The organism is Timaviella obliquedivisa GSE-PSE-MK23-08B (assembly GCA_019358855.1).
Lineage (GTDB): Bacteria > Cyanobacteriota > Cyanobacteriia > Elainellales > Elainellaceae > Timaviella > Timaviella obliquedivisa.
Map to the genome: position 1 here is coordinate 77949 of JAHHII010000013.1, position 15441 is coordinate 93389.

At 47.7% G+C, this 15441-nt stretch carries 13 protein-coding genes; 10 read left to right on the forward strand and 3 right to left on the reverse strand.

All coding sequences use genetic code 11. The features are described 5' to 3' along the window. Positions 1-43: 43 nt before the first annotated feature. The 3 genes from KME11_19025 to KME11_19035 all read right to left on the reverse strand — a co-directional run bounded on the left by KME11_19025 (position 44) and on the right by KME11_19035 (position 4016). A complete protein-coding gene (locus tag KME11_19025) occupies positions 44-1321 on the reverse strand; it encodes an O-antigen ligase family protein (protein MBW4517306.1) in 1278 nt (425 codons plus the stop codon). A gap of 5 nt (positions 1322-1326) precedes the next feature. Next, complete coding sequence (wbaP, locus tag KME11_19030; protein MBW4517307.1) at positions 1327-2769, reverse strand: undecaprenyl-phosphate galactose phosphotransferase WbaP; 1443 nt, start codon at positions 2767-2769, stop codon at positions 1327-1329. Between the two features lie 125 nt (positions 2770-2894). Further along, complete coding sequence (locus KME11_19035; GenBank protein MBW4517308.1) at positions 2895-4016, reverse strand: glycosyltransferase family 4 protein; 1122 nt, start codon at positions 4014-4016, stop codon at positions 2895-2897. Between the two features lie 291 nt (positions 4017-4307). Between KME11_19035 and KME11_19040 the strand changes: the two genes are divergently transcribed. The 10 genes from KME11_19040 (at position 4308) to KME11_19085 (ending at position 15416) form a co-directional block, all read left to right on the forward strand. Beyond that, on the forward strand, positions 4308-5129 hold the full coding sequence (locus KME11_19040) for an ABC transporter permease (protein ID MBW4517309.1): 822 nt from the start codon (positions 4308-4310) through the stop codon (positions 5127-5129). Beyond that, positions 5126-5968, forward strand: coding sequence for an ABC transporter ATP-binding protein (locus KME11_19045; GenBank protein ID MBW4517310.1), 843 nt, complete (start codon positions 5126-5128; stop codon positions 5966-5968). The genes KME11_19040 and KME11_19045 overlap by 4 nt, the downstream gene beginning before the upstream one ends. 4 nt (positions 5969-5972) lie before the next feature. Beyond that, positions 5973-7739 (forward strand): sulfotransferase family protein, encoded by a 1767-nt coding sequence (locus tag KME11_19050; GenBank protein MBW4517311.1) that lies wholly within the window; start codon positions 5973-5975, stop codon positions 7737-7739. A 32-nt stretch (positions 7740-7771) separates the two neighbouring features. After that, positions 7772-9553: a sulfotransferase family 2 domain-containing protein gene (locus KME11_19055; protein ID MBW4517312.1), complete on the forward strand. Its 1782-nt coding sequence runs from the start codon at positions 7772-7774 to the stop codon at positions 9551-9553. Between the two features lie 37 nt (positions 9554-9590). After that, positions 9591-11345 (forward strand): sulfotransferase family protein, encoded by a 1755-nt coding sequence (locus tag KME11_19060; protein MBW4517313.1) that lies wholly within the window; start codon positions 9591-9593, stop codon positions 11343-11345. Next, on the forward strand, positions 11335-12429 hold the full coding sequence (locus KME11_19065; GenBank protein ID MBW4517314.1) for a glycosyltransferase family 4 protein: 1095 nt from the start codon (positions 11335-11337) through the stop codon (positions 12427-12429). The genes KME11_19060 and KME11_19065 overlap by 11 nt, the downstream gene beginning before the upstream one ends. Positions 12430-12466: 37 nt before the next feature. After that, positions 12467-12916, forward strand: a complete 450-nt coding sequence (locus tag KME11_19070) for a hypothetical protein (GenBank protein MBW4517315.1) — start codon at positions 12467-12469, stop codon at positions 12914-12916. A gap of 42 nt (positions 12917-12958) precedes the next feature. Further along, positions 12959-13417 carry an NUDIX domain-containing protein gene (locus KME11_19075; protein ID MBW4517316.1) on the forward strand — a complete coding sequence of 153 codons (459 nt, stop codon included), beginning with the start codon at positions 12959-12961 and terminating at the stop codon, positions 13415-13417. A gap of 36 nt (positions 13418-13453) precedes the next feature. Continuing rightward, on the forward strand, positions 13454-14116 hold the full coding sequence (locus tag KME11_19080; protein MBW4517317.1) for a hypothetical protein: 663 nt from the start codon (positions 13454-13456) through the stop codon (positions 14114-14116). A 127-nt stretch (positions 14117-14243) separates the two neighbouring features. Next, the gene (locus KME11_19085) at positions 14244-15416 is read left to right on the forward strand and encodes an amidohydrolase (GenBank protein MBW4517318.1); all 1173 of its coding nucleotides are present in this window, start codon (positions 14244-14246) and stop codon (positions 15414-15416) included. Positions 15417-15441: the final 25 nt, after the last annotated feature.

Here is a 15441-nt window from a genome sequence, read left to right on the forward strand (position 1 = left end):
ACCCGTATTGTGCTTGCAAGTAGAGTGGCTATGGCGATCGCCGTTAGCTCTTTTCCCCCTCTCGTGTCGCTGAATAAATCCCAGCTAGAAGCAGCCAATTTGTAGCATTCAACCGTACATCGTAGAACGTTACATCCATGATGGCGAAACTTATGCAACCGAAGAAGGCAAAAAGATAAGCGTACAAAACTGAGCGCGACCAGCCGCTCAACTGAGCCGTCATCACACGGAGAACTCCCTGCCAGCAAATAAACCCAACCCACAGGCTAAACCCTAGCATGATCCCAAGACCGACCTCAGAACTTAGCAGTAGCCAGAAGTTATGGGGATGATTAACATCAGCACAGTTGGAAGGAATGACCTTGTAGGTGCGTTCCATCAAGCAGGACGGATATTGGGCAAGCAGGCGAGGCACAAATTCTAGCTTGTAGTTACCGAGTCCCCAGCCCATGACAGGTCGCTCTTTAATTAAATCCCAGGCAATGCTCCATACTCTGGGTCGGGGGTCATCTGCCCAGTGCAGAATGTCGAGCGATCGCCGTCCGATGCCCAACACAGCCGAGCCAGCCAGCAAAGCCAATACGCTGAATAGACCTGGCAACAGAATTTTGCGATTCCCTTGAACGCAAAGGCAAAACAAAATTATTTGAACGATCGCCACAAGTAGCCCATTGCGCGACCCTGAACAAAAGATGCCGACTAGCGTTAAAAAGGTGCCAACATACAGCAAAACTTTTCGGGTTCTACCATATTGCTGCGGCTCCAGACGCTCTGAACTTCGGCTCGCATCATACAAAATTAACCCCAGCCCCAATCCCAAAATCAACACTAAATAGTTGGCTAGCGAATTGGGATGGGTAAACACTACCATTGCTCGACCTTTATGGGGCGCGTTTCGGAGCGATCGCACCGACGGAATCCGTCGAATGACGCGAGGGATAAAAGTAGATTTAAGAATGTACTCGCACAAAGCCAACAAATTTAGCGGAATTGCTGCAATTACCAGATCCAGCGCCAATTGCCCCAAGCGCTCTGTTCCTGTTAGCACGTACGGCAGCACAGAGAAAAAGAGGAAAAATGGTAAAAAATTAGCGAGCTGAAGCAAAGCCTCTGAGCGGTTTTCTGCAAAGCCACAACTCAAAATCAGCAGTCCGCCAATAATAGCCAAGCTGTTGCGGGTTAATGGATCGAGGGCGACGCGTCCAAACCGGAGGCGATGGAGCAGCATGACCACAAAGATGCCAACAAAGCTGACGTAGAACAAATAAGGAAGTGTGACGAAGCTGAGGCGAAAGATCTGCCAGATTTTGAATTTCTGCATTCTTTCTAATAAGCTCCTTCTCCAGTGATGACCACCAAAATTGTCCGCATCAGGATGTACAAGTCGAGCCATACCGACCAATTTCTAACATAGTAGGCATCCAAATTTACCCGATCTTGGTAGGTAATATTGTTGCGTCCTGAAACTTGCCAGAGTCCTGTGATGCCAGGAATAACACGAGTGTATAGGGCAAACTTGTCACCATAGCGATCGATTTCCTCATCGACAATGGGGCGAGGTCCGACCAGGCTCATTTCTCCACGCAAAACGTTCCAAAGTTGCGGCAGTTCATCAAGGCTAGTGCGCCTGAGGAAACGCCCCACCCGCGTTACCCGTGGATCTTCACGAAGTTTATGATCTTTGACCCACGATTCTTGAAGCTCAGGATGGCGATCGAGATAATTTTGTAGCGCTTGGTCAGCATTGCGAACCATCGATCGGAACTTCCAGGCAGTAAACCGTTCGCCGCCTTGCCCAATTCGAGTCTGCCCGTAGAAGATCGAACCGGGAGAATCTATCTTAATGAGCAGGGCAATGATTCCGACCATGGGCAGCAAAACAACGCCGCCCAACAAAGTCAGGAATAGATCAATAGAAAATTTAGCAAGCCGAGGGCCCGGCAACAGCAGCCGTTGTCGGACTTGTAGTCCTAAAATGCCGCCCATATCTTTTGCCGACACCCAAAGACTAGAAAAATCAAACAGGTCTGGAATAATCAGCAGATGAGCGAAAGTGCTGCCATATCGCTCTAGAATTTGCAGCATTCGCTCCCGAGGCACCCCTGGCATAGCAATGATGGCGTAGGGAATGTGGCGAGACTTGGCTAGAGAGGGCGCTAACGCCACGCCGCCCACAACGGGTACTCCGCAAATAGAGCCATGCTTAGCCGGATCATCATCTAAAATTAAGACGGGTTTTAGCCCTACACCGGGGCGACTTTTAAGCGTGCGAATTACCATTTCACCCGTTACTCCAGCACCTAAAACCATAACGGGATATCCCCACCAACGCTTGTGGGCAAAGAGCGATCGCATTAACGCTCGACCCAGCAGCACCAGGGCGATCGACAAGATCCATGCCGTCACAAACACGCCCCGAGAATAGACCTCGCCTTCTCGCCGTAAAAATACTGTTGCCCCTAGCGCCAGATAAATCAGCGTTGTCGATAAGCTAATCCACCGCAGTTCATCGACGGGACTAATTGCTACCCCTGGATATAATCCCCCCGCCGCGTAAGCCACGATAAACAGAATTAGGACGGGATAAAGTTGCCAGTAAAGGGAAGGATGAAATTGTCCATCTAGATACAGACGAACATAAACGCTCATCATTGCTGCCAGACTCAACGCCATAAAGTCAGTGGCAAGAGTAATTGCCAGCGTAGGCCATGAGCGTGTAGACACAGTTAAGGCGGAAAGCGCAGGCTGTAACGTTCGGTTAAGTTGCATTGCAAATCGTTTCTCCTCACGCTAATACTCTATGCCATTCCGGTAACGTTTCAAACCTATAGGCAGCCTGAAAGGAAGCAGTACAAAGCCTTGCTTCTGTTCAAACCGCCTCTAAATCTAGTAGATCACGCACCTTTTTCGCATATAAAATCTGACATTTTTTTATCAATAAACTCGGAGAACTGCTGCCGAAAGTTTTCTGGAGAAAATCGTTCGGCATTTTGGCGCATCGCCTCGACATCAAAAATGTCAGCCTTCGACTCAAACCTCAACACTGCCTCAACGAGGCTTTCTACAGTCTGCTCAAGGAAAAATACACCTGTTTTATCTGGAATTACGGTTTCCGTGACTCCTCCTTTGGCGTAGGCAATCACGGGCGCTCCTGCGGCTTGCGCTTCGACAGGGGCAATCCCGAAGTCCTCAACTGCTGCAAACACAAAGGCTTTACAGCGCTGCATATAATCGACGACGATCGCATCAGGTTGGTGCCCCAAAAGCTGAACATTCTCTCCAGCCAAGGCTTTCACTTGTTTCCAGTTTGCTCCATCGCCAATGACAACCAGTGGTAATCCCAGGCGCGTAAATGCCTCGACCACTAGATCAACACGCTTGTAGGGCACAAATCGGGACAAGATGAAATAAAAGTCCTCTCGCTGGCTTTTCGGCTGAAAGCGATCGACCGCTACGGGCGGATAAATCACCTGTGCGGGTCGGCGGTAGGTTTTCCAAATTCGTCGAGCGACAAAGTGAGAGTTCGCGACAAAGTGATCGACTCGGTTAGCACTAGTAACGTCCCAAAGTCGTAGGTAATGCAGCACTAACTGCACAAAAAAGGAGCGAATCCCTCGATTAAGCTGCGCTCCTTTCAAATATTCCTGTTGCAAGTCCCAAGCGTAGCGAATGGGCGTATGGACATAGCAGATGTGCAGTTGGTCGGGGTGAGTGAGGATGCCTTTGGCTACGGCGTGATTGCTGGAAAGGACGAGATCGTAAGCTGAAAGATCAAATTGCTCGATCGCCAATGGCATTAGCGGTAAGTATTGCCGGAATTTGGGGTTGGCGAAGGGTAGTTTTTGAATGAAAGACGTTTGGACAGACTTATGTTGGATAAAATACTTCAGTTCATCTGGCAAAAATTCTACCAAGCTGAACAAATCAGCTTCTGGATAGAGCGATAGCATCTGCTCTACAACTCGCTCTGAGCCTGCATACGTAACCAGCCATTCATGAATGACTGCGGTTTTCATGCCCCACTCCCGAGCAAACAATGACACAGGAACGTCATCGAACCAATGTCGTCTAAAAGACTAGATGGAGTGAGCAAACTTTGCATCGAGTTAAAGGAGTAGAGTATTATCGTGCTTTGGATCAGGGTTGAGAGCGTCAGGCAAAAATCACTGAAGCTAGAAGATGTTACAAGGTAGATTAATGTTCTGGCAACTAAAAGCGTCAATTCAGAAACATATTGATTGAGGGAATTCTGAGCAACTGGTTCGAGATACCTTCAAAGAGTCGCTGGTGTGTAGGGAGTAAAACTTGTGAGTGTAAGCGGCAGATGGGTTCGGGGTATTAAAAAAGTTAAGCATCTGAGTCAACGCCGAGACTGGGAAAACTATCGTGATTTGGTTACGGTGCTGGTGCAAAAAGAGCTAAAGGTGCGGTATGGCAACAAGCTACTGGGCTACCTTTGGTCGATCGCCAATCCTTTGGCTGCCGCCTTTGTCTATTACTTCGCCTTTAGCGTCATTCTCAAAGTGCAGATTGAGAACTACGTCGTAGTCGTGATTTGTGGACTATTTCCCTGGCAATGGATTGGCAACTCGGTCGGGGCAGCGCCCAATATGTTTATCAGTAACGCCTCCATTATTAAAAAAGTTAGCTTTCCCACTGCGCTGATTCCTCTTTGCACGACGTTGAATCATTTGATTCATTTTGTGATGTCTTTGCCCGTGATTATGCTGTTTATTTTGTTGTATAAACTGCCTCTCCATGGGTCTTGGATTTATGGCATCCCCCTACTGATGCTCATTCAGTTGGCGTTGACCTACGGCATCTCGTTGATTTTGGCATCAATCAATCTTTTCTTTAGGGATTTGGAGCGGTTGACGGGAATTATTATGAACTTTATTTTTTACTTTACGCCTGTCATTTACACTAAGCGCCAAATTCCTGAGGAATTTACGAAATTCTTGGGACTCAATCCGTTTTTCTATTTGGTGTCGAGCTGGCGAGAGTTGCTCTTAGAGGGCACAATTAACCCTGAGCACATCTTGGTCAGCGTCACCTACGCCATGCTATTTTTGGTGATCAGCTATTGGGTTTATCGAAAGCTTTCTTGGAAGTTCGCAGAAGTGATATGAACGATCCGATTATTAGTTTTAGCAACGTCAGTAAGTCCTATCCCTTTTATCGTCATGTGCGAGGGATTAAAAACGTTCTGTTTAATTTTCCAAAGAGTCTGCGATCGCTCCAGGAAGATCAGTTTGAAGCACTTCACGACATTTCTTTTGCTATTAGTGAGGGCGAAAACTTTGGAATTATTGGCAACAATGGCGCAGGCAAAAGTACAACTCTGGGACTCATTGCAGGCGTGTTGAAACCCAACAAGGGGAAAGTTGTGGTTAAGGGCAGAGTTTCGCCTTTACTGGCACTCGGCGCTGGCTTTCACCCAGAGCTAAATGGCAAAGATAACATCATCCTTAACGGTATTTTGATGGGGCTAACTCGCCGCCAAGTGCAAAGCAAATTAGAGGAAATCATTGAATTTTCTGAGTTAGGAGAATTTATCGATCGCCCCATCCGGGTCTATTCCAGCGGAATGTTGGCACGCTTGGGCTTTTCAGTCGTCGCTCACCTTGACCCCGAAATTTTGCTAATTGATGAAGTATTGGGCGTTGGCGATATCCGGTTTCAACAAAAGTGTCAGAAAAAGATGCTGGCTTTTAAGGAAAGTGGTGTCACCATTGTCCTCGTCACCCATTCGATCGCCAGCATCATTGAACTGTGCGATCGCGCCATGTGGATCGAGAACCACGTCATTAAAATGATTGGTGATCCTAGAGAGATCGCCGTCAAATACTCCAGAGCTTCGGGCGTTGACCTTGGGTTAGATGCCATTCAGCCTCTAAGTTCTCAATCCAAAGTGAAACCTAAAGGAAAACCCGCGACTGACAGCCCCTTTGGACAAGTTGCGCGGTAAGTCTATGAGCCAACCCATCGAACATCGGCTGACTTCAGATGAGCAATTGTGCTTCATCCACATCCCCAAAACCGCAGGCACCACCCTAACCTCACTGCTAAACTCAAAGTTTCATCAATCTAAAATTTGCCCCGCTGAAGTGTGGAGCGAAATAATAGAGATTCCGAGACAGGAATTAGCTCAATATCAGCTTTTTCGGGGACATTTTTTTTACGATATTGGTGAGTTGCTGCCCTGCAAGCCCGTTTACATCACCATGCTGCGGCATCCGATTGAACGAGTGATTTCTGGCTATGAATTTATGCGGCGCAATGTTCCTACCCGCACTGAGGCACTCCTCAACCATCACAAAGCCAAGACAATGAGCCTGATGGAGTACGTTAGCGACCTGGAAAACCCCAGTATGTCGAATTCCCAAACGCGCCATTTGTCGCTTAGCCGTTATAAAGATGAGCCAGACAAATGGTTAACTATGGCAAAGCAGCACCTCACAGAATTTGCCTGTTTCGGCTTAGTTGAACGCTTTCAAGATTCGATAGCGCTTTTATCCTACACGTTTGGCTGGAATCCGTTAGCGGAGTACTCTAACTTAATGATTGGTTCCCGTAAGCTAAAGCAAGATCAATTAGAGCCAGAGATACTGGAAATGATCGCCAGTCGCAATTCCCTAGATCTTGACCTTTACAAGTACGCTCAGGAACTTTTTGCAGATCGCCATGCCCAAATGGTGCAAACTTTGCAAGAGCGGTACAGCGATACTTCTGGCGATCGCTTCAAGCCAACCGCCATCCCAATCTCAGATCTATTAGAGCAGCATTACCGCGATCGCTATGCCGAACAACCGCAATCGCTCACCTCTCATCTGGACTTCGACTTTAACCAGGCGCTCTCTGGCTCCGGCTGGCATCTGCGTGAAGGCAGCGAAACCACATTCCGCTGGACAGGTCCCGGCATCACCTCAACCCTAGACTTGCCGTTGGCGATCGAGCAAGATCTCACCGTCGAATTCTGTATCATCAATACCCTTGCCCCGGACATTTTGCAAAGCCTCACCCTGCAAGTCAACGATCGCCCCATTCCTCTGGGTATTCTCTATAGCCACGGCATTACCCTGGTTCAAGCCCTTATTCCTCGCGTCGCCCTAATCAGCAACACACCCTTTACACGCCTCAAGTTCCAAGTCAATCGCACCATTTCCCCGCAAGACCTCAATCCCCACGACCCCGATCGCCGTCCCGTTGGCTTAGCGTTTAGCGCTATTCAGAGTTTTCCAGCCCAAGCCTTTCCAACGGTTGAACCTGGTAAAATTGCTGCGGCTCTGTTTGAATCGCAGCCCTGGAAAGAAACTATTAACTTTGTCCAACAGCGTCTCCAGCCCCAGCAGCAAATCCTCGCTCCTACTGTCTTTCGGGCATTCTTCCCCCAACACATTCCGGCATACACCTCGTCTTTGCCCGACTTGCGCAACTACAATCCCAGCTTACAGAAGTTCCATTGGACAATTCTCCACAAAGGCATGGTGTCGGAAAATGGCGCACTTCTCGGTAAACTAGCCTGGATGGGATTGGTGCCGCTGTATGCCAATGAGGTATTTGTCGTGTTTGGAAAATCTCATAAGGTCAGCCTGGCGGCGATCGCCTACACAAATCCTCACGTCAAATCCCTTTACATCAGCAGCCTCAAATACTTTTGGCAAAACCCCGATCGTCCCTGGAACCAACTTCAAACAAGCTTTAAACGCATTGTCAAGCAAAACATAAAAGTCCGCTAAACCCTCAAGTCACCCATCCCTAGCCCCGCATCATGAGAGCCTTTCCCAACCAATACCACCTCAAAGAAGCAGACGTGCTCTACTTCTCCCATATTCCTAAAACCGCAGGCATGACGTTTCGCACCATTGTGGAAGACCATTTCCATTGTCACGAAATTTGTCCCGCGACCCTAGGTGAACACATCGCCAGCATTTCCTCCGAACAACTCAAGCAATATCGCTTATTTCGAGGGCACTTAGGATTTGTAGACCTGTCCAAATTACTTCCAGGCAAACGATTTATCAACGTCAACATCCTCCGCGAACCTGTTGCCCGTGTTATTTCTCACTACGACTACATCCGCCGCACTCCCACAGACCCGCGCTACGACTCGCTCAAAGACATTACCTTAGAAGAATTTGCCGAGAAGCTGACCCTCGGTAAATTTGGCAAGAATATGCAAACCTATCGCGTCGCTAAGGTTGCCCAATTTAACCTGAACGACCTTTCTCCCGAAGAAATGCTAGAACTAGCCAAGCAAAGCCTCGATCAGTTTGCCTTTGCTGGAATTCTGGAAAAGTTTCAAGATTCTCTCTTTCTCCTATCCTACATTTTTGGTTGGAAACCCATTCTCAACAGCCGCAAAGAAAATGTCTCGAAAAGTCCAAGAACTGAAGCCGAGCTATCTGCCCAAACTCTAGCGGTAATTCGAGAACAAACTCAACTCGACCAGGTGCTTTATCAGTATGCCCAGGAGATTTTTGACAGTCGCTTTGCGCAAATGAAAGAGGCATTAACTGAGCGCTACGGCTCTGAATCAGAGACAGCCTCCCTCGTTACCCTCCTAGAGAAACACGCCGAACACCGTTACAACGAACTGCAAATTTCTCCTGCCTCCACCCTAACCTACCACTTCTGCCAACCCTTACGCGGCACCGGATGGCAGCGCCGAGAATTCCCCGATTCCAGTACCGTTTTTCGGTGGACAGGTAATACCGTTTCCACGATCGACCTTCCTTTAGCGATCGATCAAGATTTGCAGATTGAGTTTTGTATTATCAACGTTTTAGAAGCAGATGTGCTGCAAAGTTTGACATTAGAGGTTGGTGGAATGGCGGACTCTTCGAGATACCCGCAAGGGATCGCCCTCTCCGTTCTCTACCACTACGACTCTACCACCATCATAGAAGGCACCCTACCCCGCTCTGTTCTGACCGCCCCCTTCACTCGCCTCACTTTTAAGGTTAACCGTACCCTCTCCCCCCATTCCATCAATCCTAACAGACCTGATACGCGCGCTCTTGGTTTAGCCTTCACTTCTATCACAACTTTTCCGATCAAATCTGATAATTTTGGCGGTACAGCAGCATTTCTATTTGAATCTCAACCCTGGAGCGAAACTGTATCATTTGTAAAACAGCATCTTCAACCAGGGCAACAAATTCTTGCTCCCACCATTTTTCAGGAGCAGTTTCCTAGCCATGTTTCTTCCTATCGCAGTACCTTACCCGGTGTCATTCGTAATTACAATCCTGAGTTGTTAAATACATCTGAGTTTGACTGGGCAATTATACATAAAGGTATGAAACAAGATCTGGGGGGAATTATGACCACTCTGTTCCGCCAGCGATATCGTCCAGTTTATGCCAATGATGTGTTTGTGGTGTTTAGTAGCGATCGTCGACTATCAGCTTTAGCAATGACCAGCGTACACGTTAAAGCTCTCTACATTGATGGACTCAAGTACCTTTTCAACCAATTAGTTAAGCCCTTTCAGCCCCTCGCCAATCAATTGAAATTTAGAGTGAAACAGATTATTCGCCCTCAAAATTAACAGTTTATAGAAGATCACTTAAGCAGGAGTAACCTCTTTGAGAGCCTTTCCCAGTCAATATACCCTTAAGGAAAATGATGTCTTTTACTACATTCACATTCCAAAAACGGCTGGGATGACCTTTCGGACAGTTGTAGCAGACTATTTTCACAGCGATGAAATCTGTCCCGCAACGTTGGGTCACATGATGGCGCAGGTGAACCCACAGGACTTGCCTAAATATCGCCTCTTGCGAGGACACCTGGTCTATGTAGACTTTAAGACTTTGTTACCAAAAAAGAACTTTGTCCACGCCACAATGTTGCGCGAACCTGTTGCTCAACTGGTTTCGCATTACGAATATATTCGCAGGATGCCAACCGACCCAGACTACGCCAAAGTCAAAGAAATGTCACTAGAGGAGTTTGTGCAGTATTTTACGATCGCCAACTTGCGCAGAAACACCCAAACCTATCACGTTGCCAAAGCTGCTCGCTTTGATATTGAACATCTTCCTGCACAGGACGTATTTGAAATCGCCCTAGAAAGCCTCGATCATTTTGCCTTTGCCGGATTAGTAGAGCGGTTTCAAGACTCGCTGTTTTTGCTGTCTTACATTTTTGGCTGGCGACCCATTATGAATACCCGCAAAGAGAACGCTAGTAATACTCAGGGCGACCCTCGCGGTATTTGCGGAGCAGCGCGCAGTTTGCACAAAGAAAGTTACGCCGATCGCCTTTCGCCTGCAACGCTTCAGCTTATTAAAGAAAATACCCAACTCGACCAACAGCTTTACGATTATGCCAGTCAAATCTTTAGCGATCGCTTCACGCAAATGATTGAAGACTTACAACAGCATTATCCTATTTCTATCTCTACACCATTCACCACTCCATCACCTGAAGCATTAACGGTTCAGTTAGAAAACCATTACGAGCAACGGTATCGTAACTTAAATATTCCTACGGCTCAAACCTACCGCTATGACTTTTCCCAAGCCCTACGTGGCTCCGGTTGGCAGCGTCGAGAACAACCCACGGAAGGACTCACCTACCGCTGGACAGGCTCAGATACAGTATCAACCTTAGACTTGCCGATCGCTATAAACCAAGATCTTATCCTCGAATTTCGGGTCATCTGCACTAATTCCATTCCTCCTGATGTTCTCAACAGCCTCATTGTGCTCGTCAACAATACAGTCATTCCTCTCAAAATTCTTCATTTAGATCCGGTGATGCGGTTATTCCAAGGAACTATTCCTCGGTCTGTCTGCCAGCCTAGCCCCAATCAATCCTTTACTCGGCTGACGTTTCAGGTTAATCGAGTTGTGGCGTTCCGAGATCCGCGTAGTACTGATAGGCGATCGGTGGGAATTGCCATTAATGAAGTGCAGGTTTTTCCAGTAACAATGAGTGAACGAACCCTTGCGCTACAGATCTTCAACCGAGAGTTTTGGCAAGAACCTATCAGTTTTTTACAAGCCCATCTTCACCCTAAAGATGCAATCATTGCGCCTCTCTCATTCCAGGTCAAACTCTCGAATCTCATTCAGCCCAATGAAGCGATCGCAGCCCAAAACATTCAATGGGTAGTCCTTCAAAAAGATCAGACCCAAGACATTATTTCTACGTTATTCAAACTCTTTACCCAAGGCTTTCATCCCGTCTTTGCCAATGGGTTATTCGTCATTTTTACAACCTATTCCCAACTTCCGAAAGTACCCTATAGCTCAATAGATGTTAAGCCTCTATATGTGGACATTTTGAAGCGAAATTTTCGTAAAATCGTTGCTAAATTTACCCATGCCTCCTGAATCTAACGCTCTTGCCATCAATCTCTCCTTTGTTGGTAAGAAACCTACAGGACTTGCCAACTACGCTCTTAATCTCCTTCCAGAACTCCCCCTTTCTGGACTCACCTTACTAGCCCCCAAGCACTTTCCCCATCTTGAACAGCATTCTTACTATTCCATTCCCAACACGCTCACCCCAGAACAAGGAAAATCAGGGCACTTTCGCCGCCTCGTGTGGACACAACTGCAACTCCCCAAAATCTATAAGGAGCAACAATTCCAACTCCTGTTTTCCCCCATCCCAGAAGCCCCTTTAAGATCTATCTGCCGCTCTGTTGTCGTCGTTCACGATCTCATTCCGCTACGGTTCCCAAACTGGAAATCACCCCTTACCCAGTATGCTCGTCACTATATTCCTCGTGTTTTGGAACACGCTGAACACATTATTTGTAACTCCATTGCCACTGCCCAAGACGTCACCCAATTCTTTCAAATTTCCGCCCTAAAAATTACCCCTATTCCCCTCGCTCATAACGCCCAACATTTCCGCGTTTCTACCACCACATCACCGCCCGATCGCCCCTATTTTTTCTACATCGGTCGCCCCGATCCTTACAAAAATCTGCATCGGGTCATTTGGGCACTCACTGCTCTCTCTGCCGATTACCAACTCCTCATTGCTGGCTCTCCCGATCGCCGCTACACCCCTCTCCTCCAAGCCCAAGTGCAAGAACTCGGCTTAACCGATCGCGTTCAGTTTCTCGATTACGTCACCTACGACCAGTTGCCCCAGCTGTATGGACAAGCGATCGCCCTTGTCTTTCCTAGCCTGTGGGAAGGTTTTGGCTTCCCTGTTCTGGAAGCTATGTCTTGTGGTACACCCGTCATTACTTCTAATCTATCATCACTTCCTGAAGTCGCAGGCGATGCCGCAATTTTGGTAAATCCTTATGATAAAAACGCGATTGCCACAGCCATGCAGCAAATCGCAATGGATGATGAAGGGCGATCGCAACTTCGAGCCGCTGGATTAGTCAGAGCCAGTCAGTTTAGTTGGGCAAAAACAGGGCAGGCAACAGCAGAGGTGTTGAGTCAGTTTCTTTGAGTTTTTAAACTGGTGGGTAACGCAATTGAGATCTGATATGTCTACGCTAATTCATCGTCGAGTGGAAGCCGCACGTCAAGGAATGAACCCCACTGTTATTTGTCGTGTTAAATCAGGCTGGGTTGTATTAGGAGATGTACAGTTCTTGCCAGGTTATTCCCTGTTGCTGCCTGACCCCGTAGTTGCTGACCTCAATGCTTTAGCAATGAGCGATCGCCTCAATTTTTTACAAGATATGACGATTTTAGGCGATGCCCTACTTGCTGTGACGGGTGCAGCACGCATCAACTACGAAATACTAGGAAATAGTGAGGCAGCCCTCCATGCTCACGTCTTTCCAAGATATACAACAGAACCTGAAGACAAGAGGCAAAAACCAGTTTGGTTTTATGATTGGAAGAGCGCAGTAGAATTTAACTTAGAGCGAGATCGGCAATTAATGGACGAGATTGCAGAAGCGATCGGGCAACGTCAAGGCTTTGCATAATGGCAGCAACATAACAAGTAGTTTGATATTTTTGGTTATCTTATGAAAAAAGATCACATTCGTACTGTAGTTCGGGGTGTCATCTTAGTGGAGGGTTATGTTCTAGTTGCTCATGACAAGGAAAGAACTAATAATTTTTTACCAGGCGGACATGTTGAGTTTGGAGAGAGCTTACCTGTTGCACTTGCCCGCGAACTTCTTGAAGAGGTAGGGCTTTGTATTCAAGTTTCTAATTACATTGGCATGGTTGAACATCGATGGATGGAAAGCGATCGCCATTTGCACCAAATCAATCATGTTTTTGCTGCGTTGCTTCCCCATGTAGAGGCTCTACCCTCCCTCGAATCTCGTGAAGATCATCTTGAGTTCTTCTGGTTGCGACCCTCCGAGTTATCCAAGCAAAAGCTCTTACCATCGCCGATTATAGGATTGATAGAGCATTTTGTTAGCGGCGATCGTAGCGCATTCTGGGATTCTACCTTTGCAACCCCTAAGTTTTAGTACCATTGAACTCTTAACCTTACCCAGCACTTAGTCATGAAATTTCAAGATTTACTTGGGCGACAACGGGATGTGCTGTCCACCCTAAAGGGAGCGATGACCCTAATCCGCGACCCCGAAAAAACGGATTCTGTTTACGATATTGAGGATGGTTTGCGACATATTGAAGCAACTCGTCTGGCTGTAGAGTTTGCTAAGTCTAAGCCGGGAGTTGCCCCCCTCTTTGAAGAACGCTATTTGGCACCTCCCCCAGATATTGCAGCGCTGCTTCAATTTTCACAAGAATCTTTGGGTTATGCCTATGCCAGCTACATTACCAACGCTGGATTTGACCCCAATTTCTATCGCAAAGCAGAGGTTACTGACGACGTTACCTATTTTCTGATGCGAATGCGACAAACCCATGATATTTGGCATATCGTCACCAATTTTGGCGTAGATGTCATGGGTGAATTAGGGCTAAAAGCATTTGAATTGGCGCAAGTTCGTCGTCCGTTGGCAGCAATGCTGGTTGCCGGAAGCGTAATTGAAACACTGCTTAAGAAACCCGCAGCCCTGGATAGGTTGCTTGATGTCATTCCTGCTGGCTGTCGGATGGGGACTCAGGCGCAGCCCTTACTGGCGCAAAAATGGGAAGAAGATTGGGAGAAATCCTTGGCAGAGTGGCGATCGCAATTAGGGATTAAACTCGGTGCATAGGAAGCGATCGCGGCATGGCGTTTCCCTCTACAGAGGCTTGAGTGGAACGTTCAAGCAGGCATAATTCCTCCAATCCTTAGAGGTTACCTTTATGATCAGGTAACACGTTTCACCTAGAACCCGCCTAATGCTGAGCCAAATTAAGGAGACTGCCGCTAAGCTTGCTCCTCGTTTAATTGAAATTCGTCGTCATTTACATAGCCATCCTGAACTGAGCGGTCAAGAATATCAAACTGCTGCCTATATTGCTGGGGTGCTTTCCTCTTGCGGGTTACAAGTCCAAGAACTGGTAGGGAAAACGGGTGTTGTTGCAGAACTCTTAGGTGCAGAGAAAGATTCCCGATTGCTGGCAATTCGGACAGATATGGATGCATTGCCGATTCAGGAGCGGACAGGTTTGGCGTTCGCCTCTCATCATCCTGGCATTATGCACGCTTGTGGGCATGACGTTCATACGACGGTGGGCTTAGGAACGGCGATGGTCTTATCGCAAATCACTGAGCCGTTACCGGGAGACGTGCGGTTTTTGTTTCAGCCTGCTGAGGAAACGGCACAAGGAGCAAGTTGGATGGTGCGGGACGGGGTGATGAATGGCGTGGATTCTATTTTTAGTCTGCATGTGTTTCCCACCATTCCGGGAGGTTCGGTAGGCATTCGGTACGGGGCGCTGACGGCGGCGGCAGACGACCTGGAGCTAACGGTTATTGGGGAGTCGGGGCATGGGGCGCGCCCTCATGAGGCGATCGATGCCATTTGGATTGCATCACAGGTGATTACAACGTTGCAACAAGCGATCAGCCGCACTCAAAATCCGTTGCGTCCCGTGGTATTAACAATTGGCAAAATTGAGGGAGGACGAGCGCCAAATGTCATTGCAGATCGGGTGAAAATGTTGGGCACCGTGCGATCGCTCCATCCTGAAACCAGCGCGATGTTACCTGCCTGGATTGAGCAAATAGTAGCAGGCGTATGCCAAACCCACGGCGCAAAATATACATTGAACTACAGAAGAGGCGTGCCTTCGGTACAGAACGATTTGGCTTTGACGCAAATTGTGGAGGCGGCGGCGCAGGAAGCTTGGGGGGGCGATCGCGTGCAGATTCTCCTCGAACCTTCCCTGGGTGCAGAAGATTTCTCACTTTATCTTGACCATAGTCCTGGCACGATGTTCAGGTTGGGTGTCGGACACACCGATCGACCGAGCTATCCGCTGCATCATCCTCAGTTTGATATTGACGAAGCTGCCATTGTTACAGGAGTGGTGACAATGGCATATGCTGCCTGGAAGTATTGGCGTTAAATTAGTGAGTGAATATAGGGAAATA

What these genes read in the sequence shown, in the direction of transcription:
- KME11_19025 (MBW4517306.1), bottom strand. Translation starts at nt 1,321, where the DNA reads ATGCAGAAATTCAAAATCTGGCAGATCTTTCGCCTCAGCTTCGTCACA.
- wbaP (MBW4517307.1), bottom strand. Translation starts at nt 2,769, where the DNA reads ATGCAACTTAACCGAACGTTACAGCCTGCGCTTTCCGCCTTAACTGTG.
- KME11_19035 (MBW4517308.1), bottom strand. Translation starts at nt 4,016, where the DNA reads ATGAAAACCGCAGTCATTCATGAATGGCTGGTTACGTATGCAGGCTCA.
- KME11_19045 (MBW4517310.1), top strand. Translation starts at nt 5,126, where the DNA reads ATGAACGATCCGATTATTAGTTTTAGCAACGTCAGTAAGTCCTATCCC.
- KME11_19050 (MBW4517311.1), top strand. Translation starts at nt 5,973, where the DNA reads ATGAGCCAACCCATCGAACATCGGCTGACTTCAGATGAGCAATTGTGC.
- KME11_19055 (MBW4517312.1), top strand. Translation starts at nt 7,772, where the DNA reads ATGAGAGCCTTTCCCAACCAATACCACCTCAAAGAAGCAGACGTGCTC.
- KME11_19065 (MBW4517314.1), top strand. Translation starts at nt 11,335, where the DNA reads ATGCCTCCTGAATCTAACGCTCTTGCCATCAATCTCTCCTTTGTTGGT.
- KME11_19070 (MBW4517315.1), top strand. Translation starts at nt 12,467, where the DNA reads ATGTCTACGCTAATTCATCGTCGAGTGGAAGCCGCACGTCAAGGAATG.
- KME11_19075 (MBW4517316.1), top strand. Translation starts at nt 12,959, where the DNA reads ATGAAAAAAGATCACATTCGTACTGTAGTTCGGGGTGTCATCTTAGTG.
- KME11_19080 (MBW4517317.1), top strand. Translation starts at nt 13,454, where the DNA reads ATGAAATTTCAAGATTTACTTGGGCGACAACGGGATGTGCTGTCCACC.
- KME11_19085 (MBW4517318.1), top strand. Translation starts at nt 14,244, where the DNA reads ATGCTGAGCCAAATTAAGGAGACTGCCGCTAAGCTTGCTCCTCGTTTA.